General features: G+C 43.6%; 25 protein-coding genes. 14 read left to right on the forward strand and 11 right to left on the reverse strand.

All coding sequences use genetic code 11. The features are described 5' to 3' along the window. Window positions 1–432: 432 nt before the first annotated feature. Window positions 433–2,829, forward strand: a complete 2,397-nt coding sequence (locus ACGTN9_RS00680) for a S8 family serine peptidase (protein ID WP_499589530.1) — start codon at window positions 433–435, stop codon at window positions 2,827–2,829. A gap of 48 nt (window positions 2,830–2,877) precedes the next feature. On the opposite strand, the gene ACGTN9_RS00685 is transcribed toward ACGTN9_RS00680, so the two are convergent. After that, window positions 2,878–3,369: a hypothetical protein gene (locus tag ACGTN9_RS00685; protein WP_499589531.1), complete on the reverse strand. Its 492-nt coding sequence runs from the start codon at window positions 3,367–3,369 to the stop codon at window positions 2,878–2,880. Between the two features lie 214 nt (window positions 3,370–3,583). On the opposite strand from ACGTN9_RS00685, the gene ACGTN9_RS00690 reads away from it, so the two are divergent. Continuing rightward, a complete protein-coding gene (locus ACGTN9_RS00690; RefSeq protein WP_499589532.1) occupies window positions 3,584–4,204 on the forward strand; it encodes a DUF3298 and DUF4163 domain-containing protein in 621 nt (206 codons plus the stop codon). Between the two features lie 46 nt (window positions 4,205–4,250). Here the strand turns inward: ACGTN9_RS00690 and ACGTN9_RS00695 are convergent, their stop codons facing one another. Both ACGTN9_RS00695 and ACGTN9_RS00700 read right to left on the reverse strand, forming a co-directional pair. Continuing rightward, window positions 4,251–5,792, reverse strand: a complete 1,542-nt coding sequence (locus tag ACGTN9_RS00695) for an MFS transporter (protein WP_499589534.1) — start codon at window positions 5,790–5,792, stop codon at window positions 4,251–4,253. 161 nt (window positions 5,793–5,953) lie between these two features. After that, complete coding sequence (locus ACGTN9_RS00700; protein ID WP_499589536.1) at window positions 5,954–6,886, reverse strand: M20/M25/M40 family metallo-hydrolase; 933 nt, start codon at window positions 6,884–6,886, stop codon at window positions 5,954–5,956. 205 nt (window positions 6,887–7,091) lie between these two features. On the opposite strand from ACGTN9_RS00700, the gene ACGTN9_RS00705 reads away from it, so the two are divergent. After that, window positions 7,092–7,718, forward strand: coding sequence for an NUDIX hydrolase (locus ACGTN9_RS00705; RefSeq protein WP_499589538.1), 627 nt, complete (start codon window positions 7,092–7,094; stop codon window positions 7,716–7,718). Between the two features lie 67 nt (window positions 7,719–7,785). Here ACGTN9_RS00705 and ACGTN9_RS00710 read toward each other — a convergent pair whose 3' ends face one another. Then, the gene (locus ACGTN9_RS00710; protein WP_499589540.1) at window positions 7,786–8,229 is read right to left on the reverse strand and encodes a VOC family protein; all 444 of its coding nucleotides are present in this window, start codon (window positions 8,227–8,229) and stop codon (window positions 7,786–7,788) included. Between the two features lie 124 nt (window positions 8,230–8,353). Next, complete coding sequence (locus tag ACGTN9_RS00715; RefSeq protein ID WP_499589542.1) at window positions 8,354–10,516, reverse strand: glycoside hydrolase family 3 N-terminal domain-containing protein; 2,163 nt, start codon at window positions 10,514–10,516, stop codon at window positions 8,354–8,356. Window positions 10,517–10,750: 234 nt separating this feature from the next. Between ACGTN9_RS00715 and ACGTN9_RS00720 the strand changes: the two genes are divergently transcribed. The 4 genes from ACGTN9_RS00720 (at window position 10,751) to ACGTN9_RS00735 (ending at window position 14,954) form a co-directional block, all read left to right on the forward strand. Then, complete coding sequence (locus tag ACGTN9_RS00720) at window positions 10,751–11,983, forward strand: sugar ABC transporter substrate-binding protein (protein WP_499589544.1); 1,233 nt, start codon at window positions 10,751–10,753, stop codon at window positions 11,981–11,983. A gap of 177 nt (window positions 11,984–12,160) precedes the next feature. Further along, entirely contained in the window at window positions 12,161–13,048 is an 888-nt protein-coding gene (locus tag ACGTN9_RS00725) for a carbohydrate ABC transporter permease (RefSeq protein ID WP_499589546.1), read from the forward strand. An 18-nt stretch (window positions 13,049–13,066) separates the two neighbouring features. Then, window positions 13,067–13,897, forward strand: a complete 831-nt coding sequence (locus tag ACGTN9_RS00730) for a carbohydrate ABC transporter permease (RefSeq protein WP_499589548.1) — start codon at window positions 13,067–13,069, stop codon at window positions 13,895–13,897. A 67-nt stretch (window positions 13,898–13,964) separates the two neighbouring features. Further along, entirely contained in the window at window positions 13,965–14,954 is a 990-nt protein-coding gene (locus ACGTN9_RS00735; protein WP_499589550.1) for a LacI family DNA-binding transcriptional regulator, read from the forward strand. A 124-nt stretch (window positions 14,955–15,078) separates the two neighbouring features. Here ACGTN9_RS00735 and ACGTN9_RS00740 read toward each other — a convergent pair whose 3' ends face one another. The 3 genes from ACGTN9_RS00740 to wrbA all read right to left on the reverse strand — a co-directional run bounded on the left by ACGTN9_RS00740 (window position 15,079) and on the right by wrbA (window position 17,262). Next, entirely contained in the window at window positions 15,079–15,654 is a 576-nt protein-coding gene (locus ACGTN9_RS00740; protein WP_499589552.1) for a hypothetical protein, read from the reverse strand. A gap of 64 nt (window positions 15,655–15,718) precedes the next feature. Then, window positions 15,719–16,471 (reverse strand): aminoglycoside phosphotransferase family protein, encoded by a 753-nt coding sequence (locus ACGTN9_RS00745; protein WP_499589554.1) that lies wholly within the window; start codon window positions 16,469–16,471, stop codon window positions 15,719–15,721. A gap of 179 nt (window positions 16,472–16,650) precedes the next feature. Next, a complete protein-coding gene (wrbA, locus tag ACGTN9_RS00750; protein WP_499589556.1) occupies window positions 16,651–17,262 on the reverse strand; it encodes an NAD(P)H:quinone oxidoreductase type IV in 612 nt (203 codons plus the stop codon). 365 nt (window positions 17,263–17,627) lie between these two features. Between wrbA and ACGTN9_RS00755 the strand changes: the two genes are divergently transcribed. Both ACGTN9_RS00755 and ACGTN9_RS00760 read left to right on the forward strand, forming a co-directional pair. After that, entirely contained in the window at window positions 17,628–17,951 is a 324-nt protein-coding gene (locus ACGTN9_RS00755; protein ID WP_499589558.1) for a PadR family transcriptional regulator, read from the forward strand. Between the two features lie 4 nt (window positions 17,952–17,955). After that, complete coding sequence (locus ACGTN9_RS00760) at window positions 17,956–18,702, forward strand: HAAS domain-containing protein (RefSeq protein WP_499589560.1); 747 nt, start codon at window positions 17,956–17,958, stop codon at window positions 18,700–18,702. A gap of 62 nt (window positions 18,703–18,764) precedes the next feature. On the opposite strand, the gene ACGTN9_RS00765 is transcribed toward ACGTN9_RS00760, so the two are convergent. Both ACGTN9_RS00765 and ACGTN9_RS00770 read right to left on the reverse strand, forming a co-directional pair. Beyond that, window positions 18,765–18,965 carry a hypothetical protein gene (locus ACGTN9_RS00765; RefSeq protein WP_499590481.1) on the reverse strand — a complete coding sequence of 67 codons (201 nt, stop codon included), beginning with the start codon at window positions 18,963–18,965 and terminating at the stop codon, window positions 18,765–18,767. Between the two features lie 157 nt (window positions 18,966–19,122). Beyond that, entirely contained in the window at window positions 19,123–20,166 is a 1,044-nt protein-coding gene (locus ACGTN9_RS00770) for a thermonuclease family protein (protein ID WP_499589562.1), read from the reverse strand. 178 nt (window positions 20,167–20,344) lie between these two features. Between ACGTN9_RS00770 and ACGTN9_RS00775 the strand changes: the two genes are divergently transcribed. Continuing rightward, window positions 20,345–20,554, forward strand: coding sequence for a helix-turn-helix transcriptional regulator (locus ACGTN9_RS00775; protein ID WP_499589564.1), 210 nt, complete (start codon window positions 20,345–20,347; stop codon window positions 20,552–20,554). Next, complete coding sequence (locus ACGTN9_RS00780; RefSeq protein ID WP_499589566.1) at window positions 20,551–21,018, forward strand: hypothetical protein; 468 nt, start codon at window positions 20,551–20,553, stop codon at window positions 21,016–21,018. The genes ACGTN9_RS00775 and ACGTN9_RS00780 overlap by 4 nt, the downstream gene beginning before the upstream one ends. Before the next feature lie 67 nt (window positions 21,019–21,085). Here the strand turns inward: ACGTN9_RS00780 and ACGTN9_RS00785 are convergent, their stop codons facing one another. Beyond that, window positions 21,086–23,020, reverse strand: a complete 1,935-nt coding sequence (locus ACGTN9_RS00785; RefSeq protein ID WP_499589568.1) for a DNA/RNA helicase domain-containing protein — start codon at window positions 23,018–23,020, stop codon at window positions 21,086–21,088. Between ACGTN9_RS00785 and ACGTN9_RS00790 the strand changes: the two genes are divergently transcribed. The 3 genes from ACGTN9_RS00790 (at window position 23,013) to ACGTN9_RS00800 (ending at window position 25,133) form a co-directional block, all read left to right on the forward strand. Continuing rightward, complete coding sequence (locus ACGTN9_RS00790; protein ID WP_499589570.1) at window positions 23,013–23,180, forward strand: hypothetical protein; 168 nt, start codon at window positions 23,013–23,015, stop codon at window positions 23,178–23,180. The genes ACGTN9_RS00785 and ACGTN9_RS00790 overlap by 8 nt on opposite strands. Window positions 23,181–23,221: 41 nt before the next feature. After that, window positions 23,222–24,457: a GNAT family N-acetyltransferase gene (locus ACGTN9_RS00795; RefSeq protein WP_499589572.1), complete on the forward strand. Its 1,236-nt coding sequence runs from the start codon at window positions 23,222–23,224 to the stop codon at window positions 24,455–24,457. A gap of 82 nt (window positions 24,458–24,539) precedes the next feature. Then, window positions 24,540–25,133: a hypothetical protein gene (locus tag ACGTN9_RS00800; RefSeq protein WP_499589574.1), complete on the forward strand. Its 594-nt coding sequence runs from the start codon at window positions 24,540–24,542 to the stop codon at window positions 25,131–25,133. Window positions 25,134–25,290 lie beyond the last annotated feature (157 nt).

Raw genomic sequence — 25,290 nt, forward strand, 5'->3', positions numbered from 1 at the left:
GCTGGGCGACATAATTGGGCACTCCAAGCGGTTAATTGAGCGAAGTTATTTGATAATTAGGCGATAAGCCCTGATATTAGAGCGGAAAGCGTCGCTATTTAGGTGAACAGGTTTAAAATTTTCGTTGAAGCGATCGATTTCTTTCTCTTACCCAATCGATTAAATGCCTTCTCTCCATTAAGCCAACCTTAATGGAGAGAAGGCATTCTAATAGACAAATTCAGCCCTTACCTGCAGCTTTTTAAGGGAATTTGACGAACGAAAGTTAAAGGAAAACACGAATAACTAGCCAATTAACAAGTATACGAACCTGTGCGTTATTTCGTATGAATTGTTCGTAAAGGAGGAATGGGTAGAGCACCTGTACATAATTACCAGCAAGTGAAACATTACATTAACCAATAAACTTTTGAGAGAGGGAGTAAGACACAAATGAAGCGAAATTTATCTAGAGTATTATTCAGCCTGTTAGCATTTATGTTGATTTTTTCTGCATTCAACTTTAATGCAGGGGCAAATGAAAGCAGAACCCAACTTACAGAATTGGATACAGCGGAAATTTTCGGAGACCTTGAATTAGGATCGGAACGACCGACGTCGGTCATTGTCGAGCTCGAAGCGGAGTCTATGGTAGAAGCAAAGCATCAAGGGAAGAAACAGACAAAAGCTAATCTGAAGGCCGAAAGAGGAAAAGTGATTAATGAATTGAAAAAGGCGGTAAAAGATGCGGATGTAAATCGGGAGTATGACTATGTTTTCTCTGGTTTCTCTGTAAAACTGCCGGCCAATGAAATTATCAAACTATCATCGGTCGATGGTGTGAAAGCTATCTATCCGAATGTTCACTATACTGCCGAGGTTATCTCAAAGAAAGAGATTTCTGAGGAAGAGTTCAGTCCAGAAATGATGGATAGTGCTCCTTTCATTGGAGCAAATGAGGCCTGGGAAGCTGGATTTACCGGTGAAGGTGTAACGGTAGCAGTCATTGACACTGGTGTTGATTATACGCACCCTGATTTAGCTCATGCATTTAGAGATAATAAAGGGTACGATTTTGTAGATAATGATAATGATCCGCAAGAGGGTCCTACTCAATACCACGGGACCCACGTCTCTGGTACAGTTGCAGCAAATGGAGCGATTAAAGGGGTTGCTCCTGATGCTACATTACTAGGATACCGTGTACTGGGACCAGATGGTGGTACGACTGAAGATGTAGTAGCTGGTATTGAAATGGCTGTCCTGGATGGCGCGGACGTCATGAACCTGTCCTTAGGTAACTCGCTCAACAACCCTGACTGGGCGACGTCTATCGCTTTAGACTGGGCGATGGCGGAAGGCGTAGTTGCAGTCACTTCCAATGGTAACGCTGGTCCGGATAACTGGACAGTAGGCTCACCAGGTACGTCGCGTGATGCTATTTCTGTAGGAGCGACACAGCTTCCTTACAATGAATATACAGTAGATCTATCCACTTCTGAAGATGTCGAGTATCCTACCGCAAAGGTGATGGGATTCCCATCTGATGATGAGTTACTTGCATTGAATGAAGATGAATTCGAGTTTGAATATGTTGGTTTAGGTGCTGCTAGTGATTTTGAAGAAAAAGATCTTGAAGGAAAAATTGCGTTAATCAAACGTGGAGAATATCCATTTGTGGATAAAGCAACCAATGCTAAGGAAGCTGGGGCGTTAGGTGTGATTATTTTTAATCATAGTGCCGGTGAACAACCTAACGTTCCTGGAATGGCAGTACCGACAATAAAAACTTCTTTAGAAGATGGAGAAAAGTTATTATCTGAGTTAGAAACAGGCAATAACAAAGTTTCTTTTGATATAGAATTTGATAAATCTGTAGATGAAACTATGGCGGACTTCTCGTCCCGCGGTCCAGTCACATTGTCATGGATGATCAAGCCCGACGTTTCTGCGCCTGGGGTGAACATTACAAGTACATTCCCTGGTGATGGTTATGTAGCGCTACAGGGAACGAGCATGTCATCTCCACATGTAGCTGGTGCTGCAGCATTACTTTTGGAGAAAAATCCAAATTGGGAAACCAATGATGTAAAAGCTGCGTTGATGAACACTGCAGTTGATGTTATTGATCCGGGTACTGGTGCAGCTTATGCGCATAACACACAAGGAGCGGGAAGCATCCGCGTGGTTGAAGCATTAAATACTAAAACCCTCGTTGGTACTGGCAGCCATTCCTTTGGCAAGTTTGTAAAAGACAGTGGGAAGCAAGTAGAGAGACAAAGCTTTGAGATTAAGAACCTATCCAATAAAAAGAAGACTTATAGCTTTGATGTTCAATTTACCGATAATCCGGCTGGCATTAAAGTAATGACAAGTAAAAACTTGAAAGTCAATGCAGGTAAATCTCAAAAGGTGAACTTCAACGTCCAGGTAGATACGTCTAAACTTGAGCCTGGTTACTATGAAGGAACCGTTTTAGTAAGTGAAGGTAAGGAAACAATCAAAGTTCCAACGATTTTATTCGTTGGGGAGCCGGATTACCCAAGGGTAACAGGAGCGTTTATGGATAAAGCAAGTGAAGAGTCATACTATGTCGGTGCTTATCTGCCTGGAGGCGCTGAAGTCTTAGCCTATGATTTATATCAATTTAATGCTGAAGATGGAACAATTGGGGGTTTTGTAGATACTTTAGGTTCATTCACAAATGCTCCAATTCCATATCATGAATTCATATGGGATGGCACAGTACAAAATGGTATTGAGCTACCAAACGGAGATTGGGTACTAGCAGTATACGTAGAGAAAGAAGGTGTTACGGACTATAAAGCCTATCTAGTAACCAAAGAATAAATTTTTAAAAAAGGATTTCAGCTCATGCAGCTGGAATCCTTTTTACGTTTAACACCAAACTATAACTCTATAAGGCGTAGTCTGAGCAGGTATGCTTTTTGTCGCTGGCCCATAAACAACTATTAAATTCCGATTTGCAGGACTTGCTGAGAAAGGCTGACCATTAGCCAATAAGATTGGCGTGTTGGGAGCAAGGTTCAATCTCAAAAACCCATCACTGCTCTCCAGCTGACCGTCGAAATAATCTACTTTTACGTTTTGATAGGGCGTTTCCTTTACCATCACAAGGGCCCGGTATTGGGGCGGGTAAATGAAGGGTACAGGCGCATTCCCATCATAATATCCAGTCACCCTGTCTCCAACGTTCACGATTGCCTGATCAACAAAATAAGTAGTTGGAGCCACCACGAAATTTACCATGGCTCCAGTTTCGTTTTCCACTGAAATTATCTTATAACATCCTTCTCCTTCACCATTCGATCCCGTCATAAAGTCTTGGATCATAGTGACAGTCCCCTGAAAAGAATTAAAATTTACCATCCTCATCCCTCCATCAACATCCACATCCACAAAATTAGTCGCTTTAGGCGGAAGCCATGTGCATATGCTACTAACTTATGTAAATTTACTTAGTGTGGTGAATAGCGGAGCAATCCGGAGAAGGCTTCATTTCTTCATTATCCGGTCGTAATAATTCCACCCAATTTTTAATAGGTATGAGCATGCGCACATTACATGACAGAGGGTGGAGGAAATGGTTAATGCTTTTCCAGTAAGAATCAGGACAGAAAGCATCAGCGGCGGTCAGGATAAAACCGTTTATTATCCCCGGGCGGTGGCGATGCGTAATCCTGTGTTAGAACGGACGATCAACCGTGCGATTGTCCGGCAGACCCAGCAGTTGATCAATGAACAGGTGGGGAATATGCCGTCGACAGTAGTGGAGATGCTTGGACTGTATGAAATCAAGAACAATCAGCGCGATGTGCTCAGCTTGGCCCTTTCCAATTATACGTACCACTATCAGGCGGCCCATGGGATGACGTATATCAAGTCGTTGACGTTCGATCTGCAAAAAGGGAAGCAGTGTGAACTGAATGATTTATTTAAGCCGGGAAGTGATTATGTCGCAAGGCTTTCAGCTTTGATTGACGCGCAAATAAAGGAGCGGGAGATCCAGACACTGGATGGGTTCACAACCATACGTCCTGATCAGGACTTCTATATCGCTGATAAAACGCTGGTCATCTATTTTCAGCTCTATGAAATTACGCCGTATGTCTTCGGTTTTCCGATGTTCCCGATTTCTGTTTACGAGATTCAGGATATCATTGATGAAGAAGGGCCGCTTGGGCGCATGGCCCAAAATAATTAGGAGGAATAAAAAGCAGCTTCTAAGCAAAAAGAAGCTGCTTTTGTATTTATCCAAATACTCCTGGAAACTGCTTTACAATGGCATCTGTGATGGCGTCGGACATTTCTAATGCCTGTTCCTCAATTTCATCATAGATGGCAATGTCTTTCTTGTAATCCATCTGTATCATGAATACTGCTTCCATTTTTGTGAGATCCAAATGTTTATAGAACATTTCACGTACTGCTTCTTCTGTTAGGAAAGGGTTGATCGTACTTAAGAATATAGCAATTTCAACTGCATTGGCATACCATTTTCTTTCCGCCTCGGCGGCTGCCTGTTGATCGCCCGCAAGTGACGCTTTGACAAGGTCAGCAGCAAAAAGCAAATGCTCCTTTATCAACTCGCCAAACCTGTCGCCGATTTTGTCTCCGTAAAGTGGTCTGAGCGCATTTCCCATGTCGGTTGCATTTTGCAGCAGTCGTGTAATCACTTCATCAACATCCGGAAGTTTAAAGGTTAAGCTGATAATTGTCATGCGGGTCCAGGCAACGTGTTCTTCCCACAGACTTCGCATGTCACTCTTCAGCTCAACCTCTGCCGGACTGATACACTTGACACGCCGTACTTGTGAAAAAGCAGGGTTGACTTGAGGATAGAGGTAATAGGGTACTGGCCAGGGATGGGCGGCATTTCGCCAGAAGCAATGATACATGTAATCCCTCTTTTCTTTCATTTTCGTACATTTTTTAAGCAATCTACAGCTATGATATTCAAGGTTTTTGGTAAGGTGACGATCACGAAAAATATTTGTAATCTGGCTCAGGATCATGACGGTGGCGCCAATGATCACGCCTCGTTTGTTCCAGGAAGCAGGCAGGGTTACACCTGGTGCGGAATTGTCATCGACTGGCTGGACATCTGCCAACGCTTTGTAAACAAGGAGTGGATCCGGACGCATCAGGATGAAAATGGCCAATCCGGCAAGGATGTAGGCAGCAGCTGCCAGGATGAATGGCCCGGCTAATGCAGGAACACTGATGGACGTAGCAAAATTACCCATGACACCGACTAAGTTCGGTCCGGCTACCGCACCAAACGTGGTAGAAACCATCGCCATACTGACGGCGGTGGCCCGCTGCTGCGTATTGGCCATATCGGTTCCCGCATAGCGTGACTGTAGATTGGTAGCCGTTCCAGCACCATAGACTAATAGAGAAGCGAACAATAAAATAACACTATTGATGATGGCAGCAAAAATGACCCCGATCGCCCCGATACTACCAGCTACAAACCCAATCGTCAGTCCTGGCCGTCGTCCAAACCTTTGTGAGAGCCGTCCGACAATCATGGCTGCTCCGGCAGAACCGAGTGTGAACAGTGCAACAGGTAGGCCTGCGAAACTGTTGGTGCCAAGCATATCCTCGGCAAGCAATGCTCCGACAGTAATCCCGGCGGCAAGTCCGGCTCCGCCGAAAATCTGGGCAATGATGACGATGATCAGCGTCCGCCGGTACAGGCTTTGTTGTTTTTCAGTAGAATTTATATACGCTTGCAGCCATGCAGGCGGGCTGTTAGATTCTTCTATTTTCATAGCTTTTTCAGACATCGCTGTTCTTCCTTTCTAATGGTACAATTCATATACCCTTATTGGTATATTGGTCACCTCTTTATTGTAACGCTAATTGCTCTTTTTTACCATTAGAAAAACTGGCCTTTTCTGTCGAAAATATCCGACGTTTTCAGGCCAGTCTTGTTTATATCTTCATTCTATTTTGAGGTGCTGGTTTTATTCATGAACTTGAGCAGATCAGTTAATACGGTACTAAAAGTGGAGAGGTGTTCCTGAATTCTTCCTGGATATTGCTCTTCGATGAAGGCCAGATTATCCTGTTCGGTATGCCAGATCTCCCCATGATCTACCGTCTGCGTGTAGCCGTCCAAATAACCGATTTCCCAATTTGTCGCTTCGAGATACCCATATGGGATACCCGCTGCTTTAAATGGAGCATGGTCGCTCCAGTCACCGGTCGTCCCAGCAGGATAACCCGGGTTGAGCCCTGGGTTCGTTTCTAAGTCTAATTTTTTCTTATCCGCAATTTTCAATGCCTGATCACGGATGAAACCATCCTCGCCGGCGTTCCCGTATACATACATGTTATCTCCGGCAGCTAAGCTGTCTAAATTGATCATTCCTACCGTGTTATCTATTTCCCCCTGTGTCATTTGCTCGACGTATGCCTTTGACCCTTGCAATCCCCGTTCTTCTGCTCCGAAGGCGATGAATACGACAGAGTATGGTGTCTTGATGTTTTTCAATACTTCTGCAGCCTCTAACATCACGCCTACGCCAGAGGCATTATCGTCCACGCCTTTTCCTGCTGATACGGAGTCATAATGGGCGCCGACAATAATTTGTTCGTTTGATTTACCTGATTTATAAGCAATCACATTGGAAGATTCGTAACCTTTACCAAAACTGAATTCCTGAACCTCTGTTTCATAGCCGATCCGTTCGAATTGTTCATAGATATACTGTTCTCCCAATCTTTCATTTTCTGTTCCGGCCACTCGAGAGCCGATTTCATTTGCGAGATAATTCATGTGTTCATAGGCCAGAGCCCCGTCTTTGTGTACGATTGACTGTGGATATGTAACAGTAGATGCAGAAGCGCTTCCTACTATGGTCATTAAACCAATCATTACGGCCAAAAAGGAAAAAGATAGTTGTCTCAGCATGGTCTCACCTTTCTTCTATCAAATTATTTAAATATTCTTACATATCAATCTATCAAAAAGGTTTGAATTTTAACAGCAAAGTGCACTGTATAAAAGGGACGCTTATAACAATGTAATAACCTTAAGTTTGATATAGTAGATATAAGTAAAAGCTAGGTGGGGTGAAGTAATGAATCTCGATGCCATCATGACTAAAATGAAAAACCATACGCCAAGCATCCTCGGCCAGCAAAAAATGAAGCCATTTTCTATATTGCTCCCATTGATAGAAAAAGACGGCGAGCTGCACTTGCTTTTTGAGGTGCGTTCTCATAACATCCGGCAGCCGGGTGAAGTCTGTTTTCCGGGCGGGAAGAAAGATGCAGAAGACCGGCATGATAAGGACACAGCAGTCCGGGAATCGATGGAAGAGCTGGGAGTGGATGACGAGGATATCGAGCAGATATTTCCGTTAGGCCAATTGGTTGGTTCCATGGACATGCGTGTGAATACGTATGTCGGTTTTATCAATCGTTCACTTGAGGAGATCGTCCCGAATCCTGATGAAGTAGGGGAAGTGTTTACGGTGCCACTTTCTTTTTTCCTTCACAATGAACCAGAAGTGCACTATATTACATTGGAAGTGAAGCCGCCGGAGAATTTTCCTTACGAACTCATCCCGAATGGCAGGGATTATAACTGGCGGCCTCGGCAGATGGAGGAATATTTCTATATCTATGGAGAAAAAGTGATCTGGGGGCTTACCGCACGGGTGCTTTATAATTTCATAGATATTCTGCAGGAGGAAAGTAGATAATAGGATGATGTGATAAAAATAATGCCTGGAACTAACCCAGGCATTATTTTTATGAGCTGGATGGCTATTATTGGTCGTTAATAATTAACATATTGGATTCGTCAAACTCCCAATCTTCTCCGTAGGCAACTTCCCAATAGTAGCCATCAAGGTCGGTGAAATAACCTCCATAGCCTCCCCAGTCCGTCTTTTCAGGCTCCTTTTGGATGGTAGCTCCAGCTGCCTCTGCTTTTTTCAATACTTCATCTACTTCTTTCATGGACTTGGCATTATAAGCTAATGTTATGCCGGGGAATCCATCCGATAGAGCAGGAGGGTTCTCTTCGTTGATATCTTTCGCAAGCTCTTCTAAAGGGTACAAGGCTATCCTCGTACCTTGATTTTTAAAGAAAATTATAACAGGGTTTGACTCTGTGCCTCTAACGGAGGTATCAAATCCAAGTTCCTTAAAAAATTGATGTGCTTTGACGATGTCCTTCGTACCTAGGGTAATAAGGTTTAATCGGTTCATCACTTTTTCTCCTTTAAAAAAATTTCACCTGTCCGTGTTTATATTTACTTCCACATAAGATTGCGATTATCCTTTGTTATAAAAAACAGACCAAATCAATTTGCGATTTGGTCTGATCATCCTGTTATTTTTTTAATCGGAAGCTCTTAGCCAGTACATCTTCACTATTGGTTCCGACAAATACTGTAAACTCGCCGGCATCACTCTTATGTTCCAGGTCGGCGTGATAATAGCGCAGTTGTTCTTCCGTAATCGCGAAGGAAACCGTTTGAGATTCGCCTGCTTCCAGTGAAATCCGCTCAAAGGCTTTCAGTTCTTTCAACGGTCTTACGACTTCGCCAACATGGTCGCGGACGTACATTTGCACGACTTCTTCACCTGCCAGGTCGCTGGTGTTGGTCACATTAATACTGACGTTCAAGGTGCCATCAGCTGCAAGCGTGTCGCTAGAAAGCTGAAGATCCGCATATTCGAATTGGCTGTAGCTCAATCCGTAGCCGAATGGGAAGAGTGGTCCATTCGGAATGTCGAGATACTGGGATACATAGCGTTCCTGTGCATCTGGTGCGTCTTTCGGACGTCCGGTGTTGTAGCTGTTATAGTAGACAGGGACTTGGCCGACGGAATAAGGCATGGACATCGTCAGCTTGGCGGAAGGATTGACCTTGCCGAGCAGGATGTCGGCAACGGCATTTCCGCCTTCGGTACCAGGGTACCATGCTTCTACTACAGCATCTGCATTTTCAGTAACTTCTCGTAAATCCAGTGGTCTTCCATTGAATAAAACGGCTACAACGGGCTTACCTAGCGCTCTTACCTTTTTCAATAGATCCAGCTGAACTTCTGGCAGACGGATGTCGGCGCGGCAGCCGGCTTCCCCGCTCATATCAGAATCCTCACCAAGCGCCAGCACGACGACTTCTGCCTGTTCCGCTGCCTGCAACGCTTCCTGCATTTGATCTTCTGTACCTTCTTCGATCCCGGTACCATTTGCGACGAGCAGGTTTTCATCCGAAAAGTGTTCTTTCAGGCCGGTTTTGACGGTAATGGTATCTTCGGAAGCTCCTCCCCAGGACCATGGCCCAAGCACATCCGTACTATCAGCAAACGGACCGACGAGCGCGACTTTTTTATTGGAAGCCAGTGGGAGCAGGGCATCATTTTTCAGTAATACAATCGATTTTGCAGCCAGTTCTCTTGAAGCCTGGCGATGGTCTTCCGAAAGAATATATTTCTCTTCTTCCTCTTCATTGGCGAAACGGTACGGCTTCTCAAACAGGCCGAGCTTCTCTTTCAATTTCAAAATCCGCAGCACAGCTTCATCGAGCAAACTTTCCTCCAATGCGCCTTCTTCTATCAGTTCTTCGACATGATTGACATAGCAGGATGTCATCATTTCAATATCGACGCCAGCTTTCAATGCTTGTTCTGCGGCCTGCTTCTGACCTTCGGCGACACCGTGAGGGATCAATTCTTTTACCGCGCCCCAGTCGGAAATCAAGACCCCATCGAATCCCCATTCATCACGCAGGATGCCTCGCATCAATTGCTCATTCCCGGTTGATGGGATGCCGTTCAAAATATTGAAAGCCGTCATCACCATTTGACACCCTTCATCCAGCGCTGCCTTGTAAGCCGGTAAGTAATTTTCCCGGAGCATCCATTCGGACATGTCAACGGTATTGTAATCACGGCCGCCTTCTGGAGCGCCGTAAGCGGCAAAGTGCTTCACGCAGGAGGCGACTTTATATTTTTCGTTATCGAGATCCCCCTGAAAGCCTCGTACAAATGCTCGGGCGTATTCACTATTTAAAAACGTATCTTCACCAGTTGACTCCATCACGCGTCCCCAGCGAGGGTCCCGGGTGAGGTCGACCATCGGTGAAAATGTAACATGAACGCCGGCTACGGCTGCTTCTTTGGCTGCAATCGCTGCACTTTTTTCTGCCAATTCGATATCCCACGAGCAGCCGATTGCCAACGGTACAGGGAAGATTGTTTTAAAACCATGAATGATATCAGACATGAATAAAAGCGGAATGCCGAGGCGGCTTTCTTCCATATGGACTTTTTGGATATTATTCGTTTCCTTTGCGCCGGATGCGCCGAGCACAGAGCCAGTGTTTTTGATATCTTGTTCATCGATATTCATTTGTACCATCGGACCTGTGATTTCCCCGCGGTCGGTAGCACCCCGGAAGAAAGGGGTAGCCAATTGAACGAGCTGGCCGACTTTTTCTTCGATCGTCATTTGTTCCAGTAATTGTTCCATCTTATTGTCTGACATATTACATCCTCCTATAGATACGTTTTATTGAAACGTTTCGAAATTAATATTAATTGCAGTATAAATGGGAGCGTTTTCTAAGTCAATAAGAAAATGGTCTAATTCAAATGGTTCCCTGAAACTTTTCAAAAAAATTAGAAAACACACTTGAAAGCGGATTCAAAATAAATTATAATGCAGTTATCGAAACGTTTCAATAAATTTCACTAAAAACTCAAAAAAGGGGTGCTTGTTGTGAAGGGTAAAATGATGATCTTGCTGATTGTAGTCTTATCCAGTATCTTGGTGGCTTGTTCTTCCGGTGATGATTCGGGATCCAGTGAGGATAATAAAGAAGTGACGGTTTGGGCGATGGGAGAAGAAGGCAAGCTGTTGAAAGACTTCAGTAAAAAATTTGAAGAGAATTCTGATTATAAGGTAGATGTACAAGCTATTCCGTGGGATCAGGCTCACGATAAACTGCTTACAGCCGTAGCTTCCGGTAATGGTCCGGACGTTGTGCAGCTGGGTACGACCTGGGTACCAGAATTTGCAGAAGCCGGCGCATTGAAAGATCTATCCGGTTCAATGGGAGATTATGATTCTTTTGCGAAAGAGAATTTCTTTGAAGGTTCTGTTGCATCAATGGAATTTGACGATCAAGTGGTCGGAATTCCCTGGTATGTAGATACAAGGGTACTTTTCTACCGTACCGATCTGCTAAAAGAAGTAGGCTATGACGAAGCGCCGAAGACATGGGATGAATTGAAAGATGCAGCAAGCAAACTGGCTGACCGTGGCGACGGTATGTATGGTCTTGATATTGACCGTAACGACCAGATCACCCCGTTCATTTTCGCATGGCAAAATGGTTATGAAGCGGATTTAGAAAACAATGATTTGAACATTGATACACCTGAATTCAAAGAAGCAATCAAATATTACACCAGTTATTTTGAAGAAGGAATCAGTCAGACACAGCAAGGGAAAGACATCACACAAGCATTTGCTGACGGATCGAAGCCGATGTTCTTCAGTGGTCCTTGGATGGTCAACATCATCAACGACCAGGCCCCGGACATCGAAGGGAAATGGGCCACTGCCGTAATGCCTAAAAAAGAAACCAACACATCAAGCATGGGTGGTTCCGTTCTGTCTGTCTTTGAAAGTGCCGACAACGTTGACGGTGCAATGGAGTTCATTTCCTATATGACAGAAGTCGAAACTCAACTGGACTGGGTAGAAACATCTAAAACACTTCCTTCTCGTACAGAAGCCTGGGAAGATCCGATGCTTAAAGACGATCCGATGTTCGAAACATTCGGTAAGCAGCTGGAAAATACGAAGCCAGGATTGCAAACACCACAGTTTGAACGGATTGCACAAGAGTTTCTAGGTTCCATCGAAAGAATTACCGAAGGCGGAGCTGATTTGGAGAAAGAGTTAGAAGCATTCAATAAAGAAGCGCAACGTCTGTTAGAAAAATAAAAGCGTGTTTGTTGAAAGGAGAAGGGGATGGATGTCAATTTCATTCCCTTTTCTATTTACACTTTAGGAAAGTTTAACTTTGTTAAAGGATTAAAGTATAAGAAAAGACTAGGGCTTTCACCATAAGGTCATGGGGATAAGCCAAGTATTTCTAACCAAGGTGAGGTAGGTGGTTCCATGAAACAATTACTGAATAACCGGCATCCGTATATGTTTATCGCTCCGGCTGTCATTTTACTGACTTTGTTCAGTCTGATTCCTATTCTGGTTGCGCTGGTGATCAGCTTCACGGATATGAACTTGAAAGGGCTGGCGAACTGGTCGGCGATTTCTTTTATCGGTTTAGAAAACTATAAAGCTCTTTTTTCCGATGCAACGTTCATTAAGTCTATATTCAACACATTTTTCTATGTCATTATTGGTGTACCTCTTGTCATCATTACATCATTATCCATCGCATTACTCTTAAACTATGGCACCAGCTGGATCTTCAATACATTCCGTGCGGTCTATTACATGCCTTCGATCACGAATATCATCGCGGTCGCAGTTATCTGGGGTTATTTATACAACACGGAATATGGACTGTTCAACTATATTTTGTCGTTGGTGTCGGTAGAAAATATACCGTGGCTCGAGGAACCGACGATTGCCAAAATATCGTTGATCATTCTGGCCGTCTGGAAAGGAATTGGCATCAATATGATCATCTTTCTTGCAGCACTCCAGGGAATTCCGAAATCCTACTATGAGGCTGCCGAAATGGATGGAGCGAGCCGGCTTCAGGTGTTGTTCCATATCACGTTGCCATTACTGCGTTACGCCACTTTTTTCGTAACGGTTACTACGCTGATCGGTTGGATGCAGTTCTTCGAAGAACCATTTGTCATGACTGATGGCGGGCCTTTGGATGGAACGATATCGATTGCGCTCTTCATTTACCAGGAAGGCTTCCAATACAGTGAGTTCGGCTATGCAGCCGCAGGTTCATTCATCCTGTTTGCGATGATTATCATCGTAACGGTCTTTCAGTTCAAACTTCAGAAAAAAGATACGGAATTATAATAGAAAGGAGTGGGGGATATGGCTACAGCTACTAAAAGGAGCAAGACGGAAAAAACACTTGTTATCTTTCTCCTGATTGCAGGCGGAATTTTGGTTTCTATCCCGTTTCTATGGATGATCTCCAGTTCATTCAAGCCGGAAAGTGAAGTACTGGCGATCCCGCCGACGATCATTCCGGATAACCCTACCATAGAAAATTATATCAATCTATTTACGAGTATGAATTTCGCGGTTTACTTACGGAATACCATTATTATTGTCCTGTTTTCTTTCCTGGGCCTGCTATTCAATGCAATGGCCGGCTATGGATTTGCGAAATATCATTTTAAGGGCCGTGAAAAAATCTTTTACCTTGTCCTTGCTACCATGATGATTCCAGGGCAGGTAACGATGATTCCCGTTTATTTGATTTTGAATGCCATGGGACTGACCAATACGATGGCCGGGATCATTTTACCGGGACTTGCGGTAGCGTTCAGCATCTTCCTGTTCCGCCAGTTCATGACGACGATTCCCGACGATTTGCTGGAAGCAGCAAGGCTAGATGGAGCTGGTGAATTCTATATTTTCTTCCGGTTGATCATTCCGATCGCCAAGCCGATATTTGCCGTCCAGGGAATTTTGACGTTCATTGCCGGATGGAACAGTTTCCTATGGCCGTTGATCATCGCAAATGACGAGAGCCTGTATACGTTATCGGTAGGCCTATCCTTGCTGCAAGGACAGTATGCCAATAACTTCGCCCTGCAAATGGCGGGTGCGGCGTTCATGGTCATTCCGATCATCATTATTTTTTCGTTTTTCCAGAAGTACATTGTCGAAGGATTTACAATGTCTGGAATCAAATGAGTGTATGGCAGCGTCCGGATAGCTTACAATGGAACTGGACAGTGCTGTGTTATTGGGGGGATGTAAGGTGGCAACAATCAAAGATGTTGCAAAGCGGGCAGGGGTTGCTGTGTCGACAGCATCCTACGCCCTTAATGGCATAAATAAAGTCAGTCAGGCGACTGTCGATAAAGTGCTGAAAGCGGCACAGGAATTGAATTATCAAAAAAACGGTATCGCTTCTGACTTGAAACGTACGAAGACCAATACGATTGCTTTAATATTGAGCGATCTATCAGGTCCTTACTTTTCGGAACTGATCAAAGGCGTACAGGACGTCACCACGTCGAACGGATACGATCTGATCGCCTGCAGTTCGGTCGGCGGTGATAAGTCGACCGCGACGAAGTTTTTGAGAGAAAAAAGAGTCGATGGAGCGATCGTACTTGCGACGAATATCAGCACCGAAGCGATTGAAGCCTCGGCGCGGGAAGATTTTCCGATTGTAGTGTTGGACCGGGAAGTGGCCAATCCTCATGTAATCCACGTGGAAGTCGATAACCAGCAGGGCGGCTATGATGCGACGAAACATTTGCTTTATAAAGGTCATAGCTCCATTGCCTATGTCAGCGGACCATTGGATTCCCATGACAATAAGGAGCGGTTCAAAGGCTATAAGGCTGCATTAGCGGCTTCCGAGGTCCCGTATCATTCCCGTTGGACGATCAATGGCGATTTCACAAGAGAGGGCGGCTACCGGGCAACCCGCACCTTGATCGCCCAACAAAATTTACCGGAAGCCATCTTCTATGCCAACGATGAAATGGCCATTGGCGGGTTGCAGGCCTTCTCGGAAAAAGGCATTCGTGTGCCGGATGATATTTCAATCATCGGGTTCGATGATATTCAACTAGCGACATACGTGCATCCGCCGCTCACGACCGTAAGGCAGCCGAAATACGAAGCCGGCTCGCTCTCCGTCCATCTGATTTTCCAGATGCTCGCCGGTGAAGAAGTGGATCAAACGTATAAACTTGCAACTGAGTTTGTCGAACGCGATTCTGTGAAAAACCGATAAAAAATGCCTGGTTCCTAAGGTGCTGTGTTATCAGCATACTAGGATCCAGGCATTTTTTTATTATCTGGCCCCGTCTCGGTAATCTGGCGTTCGTCTGACATAACGGAAAAATCCTGTTAGAGATTTAATGATTTACTTTCTCTGCCCATATGTTTAGTTGCAAGTTCGTAATGGTCACCTCAATAGTTTGCTCTTTTGTTATGTCAATCTCCTCATCTGGTGAAAACAAATAAAACCCGAACTCGTCGCCGCTACGGTAGTTTAATCCTGAAGAAGAAGAAGGTTTTAGTTTATACGTCTCTCCGTTATACGACGCCTGCGCCTTTGCTTTAAACTCATGGGTGAAGCCATTTTTATTACGGGCGTGTTCAAGACCCGAAACTAAAGTACCGCCCCCCAGGTTATAGCTACCACTTGACCGGAAAACCACTATATAACTGGAACTACTCTGTACGATTCTTGAGATGTAGATTTGATCTCCTTCCTCACCATCAAAAAGCACTTTTCCTTCATTGCTCTCCGGATTACTTAAATCAATCGTTACAGTATAGTCACCTTCCATACTACGTGTATTATTATGATAACGCTCGACGTCCTGGGCTAAGTGTCTGATTCCATCAGCCTGAAGCTGGAACATGTCAATTGCCCGAGGTATGAGAAAAGATCCAAGGGCAACGATTCCAGCCACGATATATAACATATTTAAATTAAAATATTTTTTCATTGATTTACATCCCCATTTTTTTCGTAAAAGCCGATCTCTATTATAATGGACTATAATCAGAAACAATTTTCAAAAGTCGCTCACTATTTTCTGATGAGACATTTTCAGATAATCTTGCTCCTGCAATAATGGGGGCCCACTGAAAAATTTCCTGTTGTGAAATACCGCTTTTTTTACAATAAAGCTGCAGGTACATATCTGCTAACGCTGATGAAAACTGGGAATATAAAAGGTAGGTACGATAGACGTCGGCACGTATATCTCCTGCACTGGCATCCACCCAATCTATGATGGTTACGTTGTTGTTATCGGACATAATTAGATTAAATAAATGGAAATCCCCATGACACAATCTGTTTTCATATGTCATCATATCTAATTGTTGAAGTAACGAGTGCTTCTGTCTTTTATCCAATTGGTTAGCTGTTTCAATTTGACGGCTTAATTTAGCAGCCATCGGTTCCAGTGTGTCCGGTGCTATCGTATGTATGCTTTGTTGTATATCTATGGAAAGATTCATATAATATTCTGCATTATCTTTGTTTTCGGCCAGCATGTCACCAAGTGTTTTGCCTTTAATGAATTCCATGATGATCGCTTGTTTGCCCTCTACTGTGGTGAGCTCGAATATTTTGGGTACGGGAAGACCACATGAGTAGGCAAGTTTCTGTTTATTGGCTTCATAGGAAGAGGCAGTATCAGGATGAGAACCCTCAAAAACTTTAACAATCTTATTTTCATAAAGGTATATTTGCGCAGTATTTCCTGTCGCTATGGGCGTGCCTAAATTCATTGGTTTTTCTCCCCTAATCGAATTACATTCTTTAGATTGTTATTGGTTTCTCCCTCTCAGCTTCTTTGTCCTTCTTTTTCTTGTAAAATAGGTTAGGCATTTAACAACATTTATAAAAGTTTCCTTTAAAAATAAAAAAGAGCCGATCCTCATTTTGACCGGCTCTTGCTATGTCTAATTTATTGAATTCCTTTTTTCACCCAGTCGGCAACAGTGACAGTCCGTTTTGCCTGATGCTTGACTGCACCTTCCACGTCCTCGACCATATTTCCATCCTGATCCACGGTGACACTTGTGCCATATGGGTTTCCGCCGGCGCCGAACAGTACTTCATCGGTGTAACCTGGAGAAACAATGATTGCGCCCCAGTGCATCATCGATGTATATAGTGCCAACAAAGTTGCTTCCTGACCGCCGTGCGGGTTTTGCGCAGAAGTCATCCCGCTGACGACTTTGTTGATTGTCTTGCCGCTTGCCCAAAGACCGCCCTGTGTATCAAGGAATTGCTTCATCTGGGATGGCATATTACCAAAGCGTGTCGGGATACTGAAAATAATGGCGTCGGCCCATTCGAGGTCAGCGGATGTCGCTACCGGTACGTCTTTCGTTTTTTCGACGGTTGCTTTCCATGCTTCATTCGCCTCGATAACGGATTGCGGTGCCAGCTCTTCAGCTTTTAAGACTTTTACCTCAGCACCAGCTTCTTTTGCTCCTTCTTCCGCCCATTTGGCCAATTGATAGTTTGTTCCACTCATTGTGTAAAAAATGACAGCTAATTTTACGTTTGACATGTCTTCCATCTCCTTTGATTTACCAAATAATTTATCTAAAAATCTCATGTATGACACCTTTCTGCGTATCGATATAACGACTACATCCCATGGCGACAGTGTACCCTTCTTCTTATACCCAAATGGTATAAGTTTATTATAAATAAAAAAACTATAGCTTCTTATTTTAGACCTCACCGCTTATTAAGCAAAGGTGCTTATTCCAAATTATATATATTATAATTACTGCACCTTGAAAAAATTGGTTGTTAATGGAAGAAGGGTATGGTACAGTATAACTATATTGTATTACAAAATAGTCATTATTTTTTTATTTGACTATATGGTTTAACAAGATAGTTGTATATCAAAGGAGTTGGGCGTGGTTGTCGACCAGTCAGATTTTAAAAGGCATATTAGAAGGTTGTCTCTTGGCGATCATCTCACGCGGAGAGACGTATGGGTATGAAATTGCAGAGAAGCTGAATGATTACGGACTGACGATGGTGAGTGAGGGGAGCATCTATCCAGTTTTACTGCGCTTGAAAAAAGAAGGACTTGTCGAAACGACGAAAAAGCAAGTCCCTTCCGGCGGGCCAAAACGAAAGTATTATTCACTTACAGAAGATGGAAAAAAAGAGCTTGAACAATTTGAACAGCGATGGGCCAAAGTTTCGACAGGGGTCAATCAATTATTAAGGGGGGAGTAAGCACATGGGTTTATCGAAACGGAGTCAGGATTTTCTGGATGATTTGAGGCTTTATTTGTTTTCCAGTGGGAAGGATGATCGTGAAATCGCGGAGGTTATTTCAGAGTTGGAAGATCACCTGATTGAGTCGGAGCAAAATGGAAAAGATGTGGAATATTTAGTTGGCCAGAGTCCAAAAGCGTATATGGAGCAGATTGCAGGGGAATTGGATGTCGACCTTAAGGGCTGGTTGAAATATATACCGATTCTGCTAGTCGGCGCATATGCTTACATGCTGCTCGGAAATGCAATTCGGGGCGGGGTCGAATATTCATTATGGCGTGCGATCGGAGATGTGATTGTCTTTGTCATCACGCTGCTTTTGTACTCTAGTACATTCAAGTACATGGCCAGCCACACACTTTCTGTAGTGAAAGAACGCATGCTTTTTCTAATGTTAGGGATGGTTCCAATTGGCCTCTTCGTCGGACTGATGTTACTCGACCGTGTGATCGATTCGCCAGCCATTGTATTTAATCTTGTTGGAAATGCAATTACCATCGGTGTATGTGTGGCGGTGTTCATCGTCATTTCCATCTGGAGTAAAACATGGGTGTCCATCATTGTACCGGCGATTTTATTTCTGCCGGAAGTGCTGCTGGGACTGACTTCTTTACGTTTAGAGACGCAAATGATTTGGAGTACGATCACGATGTTTGGTGGCTTGTTTATCTATTATTTAGTTACGATCAAGTTTGAAAAAGTGAGATAGAGATATGAAATGGCCGCCCTTCTAGTTTGCAAAAAACTAGAAGGGCGGCCATTTTTCAGCGTTCAATTAGTAGCTGCTGGCATGTATTTGGTGAAATAAGCACCCAGTATCAGTAGCCCGATCGTAATGAGCCAGCTCCAGATTCCCATAAAATCAAACCAGTAGGCAAAGATATTGATGATAGCAATCATAAAGAAGGAGATTGACGTCAGCAGGCTTTTTAACCCTGTGATGCCAAGACGTTTTCTTTTCCTAATCATCATTATAATTGAAAATATAAGAGCAATTCCCGTGATGCTTGTGAATAGGATTTCCATTAAGTCACCTCGTTTCACTAATTTCATAAAAACAAAAAGTGCCTGTTTCCCGTCCGGTAAAGAATAATAATGCAGGGGGGGAACAGGCACTTTACATTAAAATTTAAGGCAAACTTTCACAGACGACACCGTCACCGTCATGACCGTCGAGCCGGTGCGGGTCGGATCCAGGGCCTCCGGCTGCTTCAAAAAATGCCTGGGCTTCTGCCTGAGTATCGAAGTCGCCGCAGTCACGGTCCGGTCCGTTCGGGTCATATTTCAATCCTGCAGCAGAACCGCCATCTGATGAGCTATTAGAACTATCTGAGTTGCTACCAGCAGTAGATTCGCTGGAGAAACCGCTTGAACTCCCTGAAGAAGTTGCTCCAGATGCGAACCCGTTACTGGTGACGTAGCCGTCGATGCTCCAAATTCCGATTCCCTTGTTACGGGCGCGAGCTTCCGCCTGTTTCAGCCGGTCCTGATATTTATAAGGCGGATCGTACACATAGGCATAGCGGGCAAGACCATTTTCGAGCAGTTTTTCATTGAACAGTTCGCCGTTCACCCAAAGGTAGCCGAGCAGACGGCCATAATGATCGCGCTTTGGTCCATCAGATTCATACTTTACTTTTGTACCGGGCTTCAGCAGTTCTTTGGCAAAAGCAGACGCTTCCGGACCATACTTCTGTGTGCCGCCATGCACTTCCGGTGTATCGACAAGCAGCAGCCGGACATCTTCTTTGGTGCCGTTATAGTTGATTTCGATCGTATCACCGTCGACTACGCGGCTAACCGTAGCATTCGTATCCGGGCCGTTGTCCTGCTGTTTCGAGGTGTCTTTTTGTTTGTCATCAGCAGGATCGGATTTTTTCTGACTACTGTCGTTTTCTTCTTTTTTCTCTTTATCGTTTGTTTCTTTATTTTCCTGAGTATCTTCGGTTTCTTCCACTTGTTCTTCTGGGGCGTCTTCGGTCGTCTCGTTTTCCTCACTGTAGGTCATATCGAACAGGGTGATGCTGATGATAAAAGCGAGGGAATAAATGAGCAGCACACGCTTACGGGTCGGTCTTATGTTTGACCAAAACAACGCACGTTTCGGCGAAAACAACCCAACTACCATGAGAATGAGGGTCGCGAAGGCAAGTAATGCAAATAATGTATCCACAGTATTTAACCTCTCCCTAGTAAATTACTACACTACCATTCTAAGGAAAATACTGTATTTTTCAAGAGGGGATGGTTGGGAATGAGGGAGGGCTCAGACATTTATATGTAAAATGACCTTTACAAAAAGTATAGTTTACTTTACAATTAAATTGGAAGAAAGTAGAAGGAGCGCTTGTATGGAAATAAGGAATCGAGTAAAAGAATTGCGAGCAAGGGATGGGCTGACCCAAGGGGCATTGGCAGAGAAGGTCAATGTTACGAGGCAGACCATCGTCGCACTTGAAAAAGGAAGTTATGTCCCATCGCTGCTGCTTGCGATGAATATCGCACGGACATTTGAGTTGCCAGTAGAGGAGATTTTCATTTTAGAGGGGGAGGATACATGAAGATCATGAAAAGTGTTTGGATTTCTTTGACGGTACTGGGTTTGTTTAGCTGGGCACTGGTTGAGTTTTATTCAGCATCGATGGATATATCGAAGTTTTTATATGACCCGACACGGGAGTATATGTTTGAAATAAGGCTGATTCCATTTATTGCGTTCTTCCTTGTAGGGGGATTGTTGGCCTTTATATCCATCCAAAAAAAGCGAAAACGCCAATCGTGGAAGAAAGTATTACTGCTGCCGGATGAATTTGAAGAATCAGATGAGCGGGAAAGGCAACTCACAGCCCAAGCATGCCGCTCCGCCTACATCAGTATGTGGTATTCTTTCCCCGTCATCAGTGCATTGCTGCTTTTGTATCCATTCGTATCAGAAACGTTACCATACTATCCAATCCTGGTATTTGCTCTGCTTCCAATTACGCAGATCATCACCTATACGGTTTCGTGGAAAAAGAACTTCTAAATAAAGATGCCTACTCCTACAAAAACAATTGAGGGGCAGGCATTTAATTGTAACACTGCTTCTGATTTTATTTATATTCTTCATTATCCTCAGCAACCTTATCAAAACTACCAGGAGACAAATCATTATAAAGCATTGTTTTCTTCAAACGTGATTGAAAATACTCATTCAACGCTGGGTCTACACAGTAGATAAAACAGCCTTTTTGCCCTCTGGTCATTAACGTACGATAAGTATTCCGGATGATTTCGTCGGCAATAGCCTGAGCTTTTTCAGGGGTTTCTTTGGCCATCTTCTTAATCCCTTTTAAAGACTGATCGGAGCGGGCGCGTTTGGTGTAATCCGTTTTTACGTAGCCGTCTTCATAAAATAAATCCGCTCCAATAATTACTCCAACATAATCGAATTCCAATCCCTGTGCAGTATGGATGCACCCTGCTTCACTGACGGAATTCTGGTCAATAGCCCAAATACTATCCTGCAGGTTCCAACTGATTTCAAACGCATGTTCTGGGATGGTGATGTCTTTGAAATTGGTATTTCTTCGTTCCTTTGTCGGCCATTCCCAGCAATACCCTGCCAGCATACGGGATTTGTTATTAACTTTATTGAGTTCCTCAATTTTTTCCAGCATCCGGTGGGGATTATCGAAAACTTGAAAGTCATAATCGACCCCATAGTCATGGGTGTTGGCTGTTTCTCGAATTTGCAGAACGTCTTCCAGCCAGGCGATATAAGCATCCGAACCGTCACACCTGAATTGGGACATCAGTTTGCCGGTAATTAAATCGGCATCAAATTCCTCGGCATATTTTTTTATTAAATCCATGCTGCCGATATCTTTCAATGTCACCCGCTGATTTTCATCAATAAAGAACAGAGTGAATTTAGAGGCTTGAATCAGCTCCTTGACCTGGTTTTCGCCCTGATTTCCGTAGAAACCTGACTTTTCATTTAGCCGGTGGGCTTCATCAACGACGATGACGTCGAATTCGTTTAAATCAGAGTTGGTGAAGCTCCCGGATCCTTTGAATAGGTTATCGATTTCTGTTTTCTTTAACGTACCTTTTAATTTGGAAGCATAGACTTCTCTTGGAGCGGAGTTTTTGGAAACATAGAGAGTCATCAAATCCTGATTGATTAGGTTAACCAGTAAATGGACAGCCATTACCGATTTTCCTGTGCCCGGACCGCCTTCGATCACCATCACTTGCTTTTTATCTTCTTTCACTGCATCTAATGCCAAGTGGTAGGCTTCCTCGTAAAATACCTTCTGTTCATCTATCATAAGGAATTCTTCATTTCCCTCCAGCATGCTGCTAAGGGAGTCCTGCAATGATTTGGATGGCCGGATTCTGCCATGTTCAATTTGGTAGATTAATTGATTCTCATCGCCTTTACGTATGTATTTTTTAATGAAATTGCGAAGTTTCTGGATTTCACCTTTTGTAAAAACCGGAGCTTTTGTAAGGTGCTCCTCATAATGAGCGTCAGTAAGCGGATCATCCGTTACTTTTCGATAATTATGAAGGTAAGCACATGGATTAAGGGTGATGTGCTGTTCTTGAACATTTTCGTTAAAGCCTTCGATTAAGGCTGCATAAGACCAGGCTTGATAAGAAGGGTGAGTGACCGATCTCTTGCCTCCGCCCAGATATGTATCAATTAAAGCATCTTTTCCCTCGACTTTTTCTACTTCGGACCATTGCTTCAATTCAACTATTACCACATGGTCCTGAGAACCGCTGTTTCCTGCAACCAGAAAATCCACTCGTTTCGAAGTGTTTGGTATGTTAAATTCAATGGCAACCGAAGAATCTTTCGGAATATCTCTATCCTGCATGACATTGGACATACGCTGAAGGGAATTTTCCCAGGACAAAATTTCACTCTTTGAGGTCCGGCCGATTTTTTCCTGATAGGAGTTATAAAGTCGCTCCACCAGTAGTTCATTAGTAATATCCGAGATGAATTCTGTTTTGGTAGCTTCATAAATGATCATGGGAACCATCTCCTATCAATTAGTAAAAATTAGCGAAGAATCTAATAAAGGTAATCATTTTTTCGTGTCGAAAGGGTTATATATTCAGCTTACCTTATTTTCCCACGTGATTGTAGAAAAATCATTCCAAACAAAGCGGAGATATACATGTGATTATTGAGTTCAACCAGAAGAATTACTAACTCAGGAGGTTAATTTGAAATGAATGAAAAAGTTACCTTCTCCCCGGAAGAGGAGTTTCGGGAGAGGGCGAGGAAAGTTTTTGAAAGGCATAAAAATAGAATTCAAAAGAAATTGCCGGAAGCGGAAGTGTATCATGTTGGGAGTACAGCCGTAAGAGGGTCACTGACGAAAGGTGATATCGATGTGCAGGTGCGCGTGACTCAGGCGGATTTTGACAAGGCGAGGAAAGCCTTGTTAGATCTGTATCCCGTGAATACGGGCAGTGACCAAACGTCTTTTTTCTGCGCTTTTGAGTGGGAAGAAGATGTACTGCCGGTGGGTGTCCAGTTGACGGTGATCGGTACTTCCGTCGACCATTTTTATAAGATGACGCGCTTTTTCATAGAAAACCCTTCTTACACCGAACAGTATAATTCTTTGAAAAAGCGGTATGGAGCGCACATGGATACGTACCGGAAGGCGAAGGCAGCTTTCCTGACCGATGTATTGGAAACGCCGGCCTATCAGAAAATCGCTGATCATTTTGCGGTTTACGATAAAGTTAAATTTGTGGAGGGGGAGCAATATGTGACGGTGGAAGATACCAGACACCTGACAAATCAGGAGATGAAAAACCTCGTCACGTACTTATTAAACGATCCAGCTTTTCATTCCAAAGCAATGACTCTCCTTGTCCACCATAAATTTAGCGAAGACATCGAAAGTTTTTTAACAGACCGTGGTTTTCAGCTGCACGATGAAAATGTCATGGTGAAAAAAGTACTGAGCAAAGAGGCACAGACAGTAGTCTATTTTGACACAGTTTCTCTCCATGATATCCAGGAAGTAGAGTTTACTCGTATTTGGGAACAAGCGATGAGCCAATCGTTAAACGCACCTTCTTCTCTGGACATGGAAGGTCACATGCAAAGTGTAAAAGAGGAGCTTGGCGAAGATTACCGCAGCTCCTGCCTCATTGCTTATGAGAACGACCTTCCCATCGGAGTTGTGATGCCGCATATTGAACCAGGAACTACTGAGGAAGGAAGATTGTTTTATTTTGGACTCGTGCCGGAAGCGCGTGGTAAAGGGAAAAGCAAACGACTCCACCAACAGGCACTGGGTATATTAAAGGATAAGTTTGGTGCCGGCTATTACATCGGTTCCACAAGTAGTAATAATGTTCCCATGCTGAAAACCTTTGAAGCAAATGGCTGCACGGTTGTAGAGAGGAATAAGGTGTATAAACGGGCGAAAACCGCGGGTAAAAACTAGATAAACGGGAATATTCAAAAGAGGAAAGTAACTGCATCTTTAATTGGAAGAAAATATCGTACACATACGGGAGTGGAATTAGATGAGAAAACTGGTCTTCGGAGTATTGCTTGCTGCTTCCATAACCGGAATGTTAACTGTCTGGTTTCCGTTCACGAGTGTAATGAACAAGCTGATTATACAACTTCTCTTGCCTCTCGCCGCTATTTACTGGATCAATAAAAATCGCTACTGGTTCCATCATCACATTCAAAAATCACTGGGTTGGAGTAAACACCCTTTGGTTATTTCTCTTCTTTTTTTAGTTATCAGCGTCGGATATGACCTGGCTTTATTTACCGGCCATTTTCTATGGGCTCTGCCTATCTTTCATTTACTGATGCTGGTCAGTTCGTATCTCTTTTGGTGTATGTTTGTCCCTGCTGGGCGAAATAATAAGCAGCTGTCTTTTGCGGGAAAATCGCTGTTTTTGGTCGCCAACATGCTGATGTTAGGGGTTTATGCGTTTATTGCCAGCCACTATTTCCCATCTCATGAGACAAGCATCTATACGTTTATCGGCTCGCTCGTACTCGTGATGACATTTTTGTTAGGGTATACGTTGATGATGTGGGGGAGAAAAGAACATGTTGTGGATCGGCGTACAGTAGAAGGTCTGGTGCGAAAGTTAAAATAAATACACTAACTAAAGCCTGATTTCTCGCTTCAATACGGAGAAATTAAAGATAGGAATAATAAATGGAAATAAAAATTAACAAAATGCTGGTTTTTTTCATTCGCTCCTCAGCCGCCAACCAACGGATTTTATGAAAATAACTGAGGAGGTGCAAAAA

The organism is Halobacillus sp. B23F22_5 (assembly GCF_043497085.1).
Taxonomy (GTDB): domain Bacteria; phylum Bacillota; class Bacilli; order Bacillales; family Halobacillaceae; genus Thalassobacillus.

Coding starts and splice junctions, on each gene's coding strand:
- ACGTN9_RS00745 (WP_499589554.1), bottom strand. CDS start 16,471: ATGAATTTAGGCACGCCCATAGCGACAGGAAATACTGCGCAAATATAC.
- ACGTN9_RS00685 (WP_499589531.1), bottom strand. CDS start 3,369: ATGGTAAATTTTAATTCTTTTCAGGGGACTGTCACTATGATCCAAGAC.
- ACGTN9_RS00695 (WP_499589534.1), bottom strand. CDS start 5,792: ATGTCTGAAAAAGCTATGAAAATAGAAGAATCTAACAGCCCGCCTGCA.
- wrbA (WP_499589556.1), bottom strand. CDS start 17,262: ATGTCAAACGTAAAATTAGCTGTCATTTTTTACACAATGAGTGGAACA.
- ACGTN9_RS00760 (WP_499589560.1), top strand. CDS start 17,956: ATGGGTTTATCGAAACGGAGTCAGGATTTTCTGGATGATTTGAGGCTT.
- ACGTN9_RS00785 (WP_499589568.1), bottom strand. CDS start 23,020: ATGATCATTTATGAAGCTACCAAAACAGAATTCATCTCGGATATTACT.
- ACGTN9_RS00790 (WP_499589570.1), top strand. CDS start 23,013: ATGATCATGGGAACCATCTCCTATCAATTAGTAAAAATTAGCGAAGAA.
- ACGTN9_RS00680 (WP_499589530.1), top strand. CDS start 433: ATGAAGCGAAATTTATCTAGAGTATTATTCAGCCTGTTAGCATTTATG.
- ACGTN9_RS00715 (WP_499589542.1), bottom strand. CDS start 10,516: ATGTCAGACAATAAGATGGAACAATTACTGGAACAAATGACGATCGAA.
- ACGTN9_RS00800 (WP_499589574.1), top strand. CDS start 24,540: ATGAGAAAACTGGTCTTCGGAGTATTGCTTGCTGCTTCCATAACCGGA.
- ACGTN9_RS00795 (WP_499589572.1), top strand. CDS start 23,222: ATGAATGAAAAAGTTACCTTCTCCCCGGAAGAGGAGTTTCGGGAGAGG.
- ACGTN9_RS00775 (WP_499589564.1), top strand. CDS start 20,345: ATGGAAATAAGGAATCGAGTAAAAGAATTGCGAGCAAGGGATGGGCTG.
- ACGTN9_RS00705 (WP_499589538.1), top strand. CDS start 7,092: ATGAATCTCGATGCCATCATGACTAAAATGAAAAACCATACGCCAAGC.
- ACGTN9_RS00730 (WP_499589548.1), top strand. CDS start 13,067: ATGGCTACAGCTACTAAAAGGAGCAAGACGGAAAAAACACTTGTTATC.
- ACGTN9_RS00780 (WP_499589566.1), top strand. CDS start 20,551: ATGAAGATCATGAAAAGTGTTTGGATTTCTTTGACGGTACTGGGTTTG.
- ACGTN9_RS00765 (WP_499590481.1), bottom strand. CDS start 18,965: ATGATGATTAGGAAAAGAAAACGTCTTGGCATCACAGGGTTAAAAAGC.
- ACGTN9_RS00740 (WP_499589552.1), bottom strand. CDS start 15,654: ATGTTATATATCGTGGCTGGAATCGTTGCCCTTGGATCTTTTCTCATA.
- ACGTN9_RS00690 (WP_499589532.1), top strand. CDS start 3,584: ATGGTTAATGCTTTTCCAGTAAGAATCAGGACAGAAAGCATCAGCGGC.
- ACGTN9_RS00725 (WP_499589546.1), top strand. CDS start 12,161: ATGAAACAATTACTGAATAACCGGCATCCGTATATGTTTATCGCTCCG.
- ACGTN9_RS00700 (WP_499589536.1), bottom strand. CDS start 6,886: ATGATTGGTTTAATGACCATAGTAGGAAGCGCTTCTGCATCTACTGTT.
- ACGTN9_RS00710 (WP_499589540.1), bottom strand. CDS start 8,229: ATGAACCGATTAAACCTTATTACCCTAGGTACGAAGGACATCGTCAAA.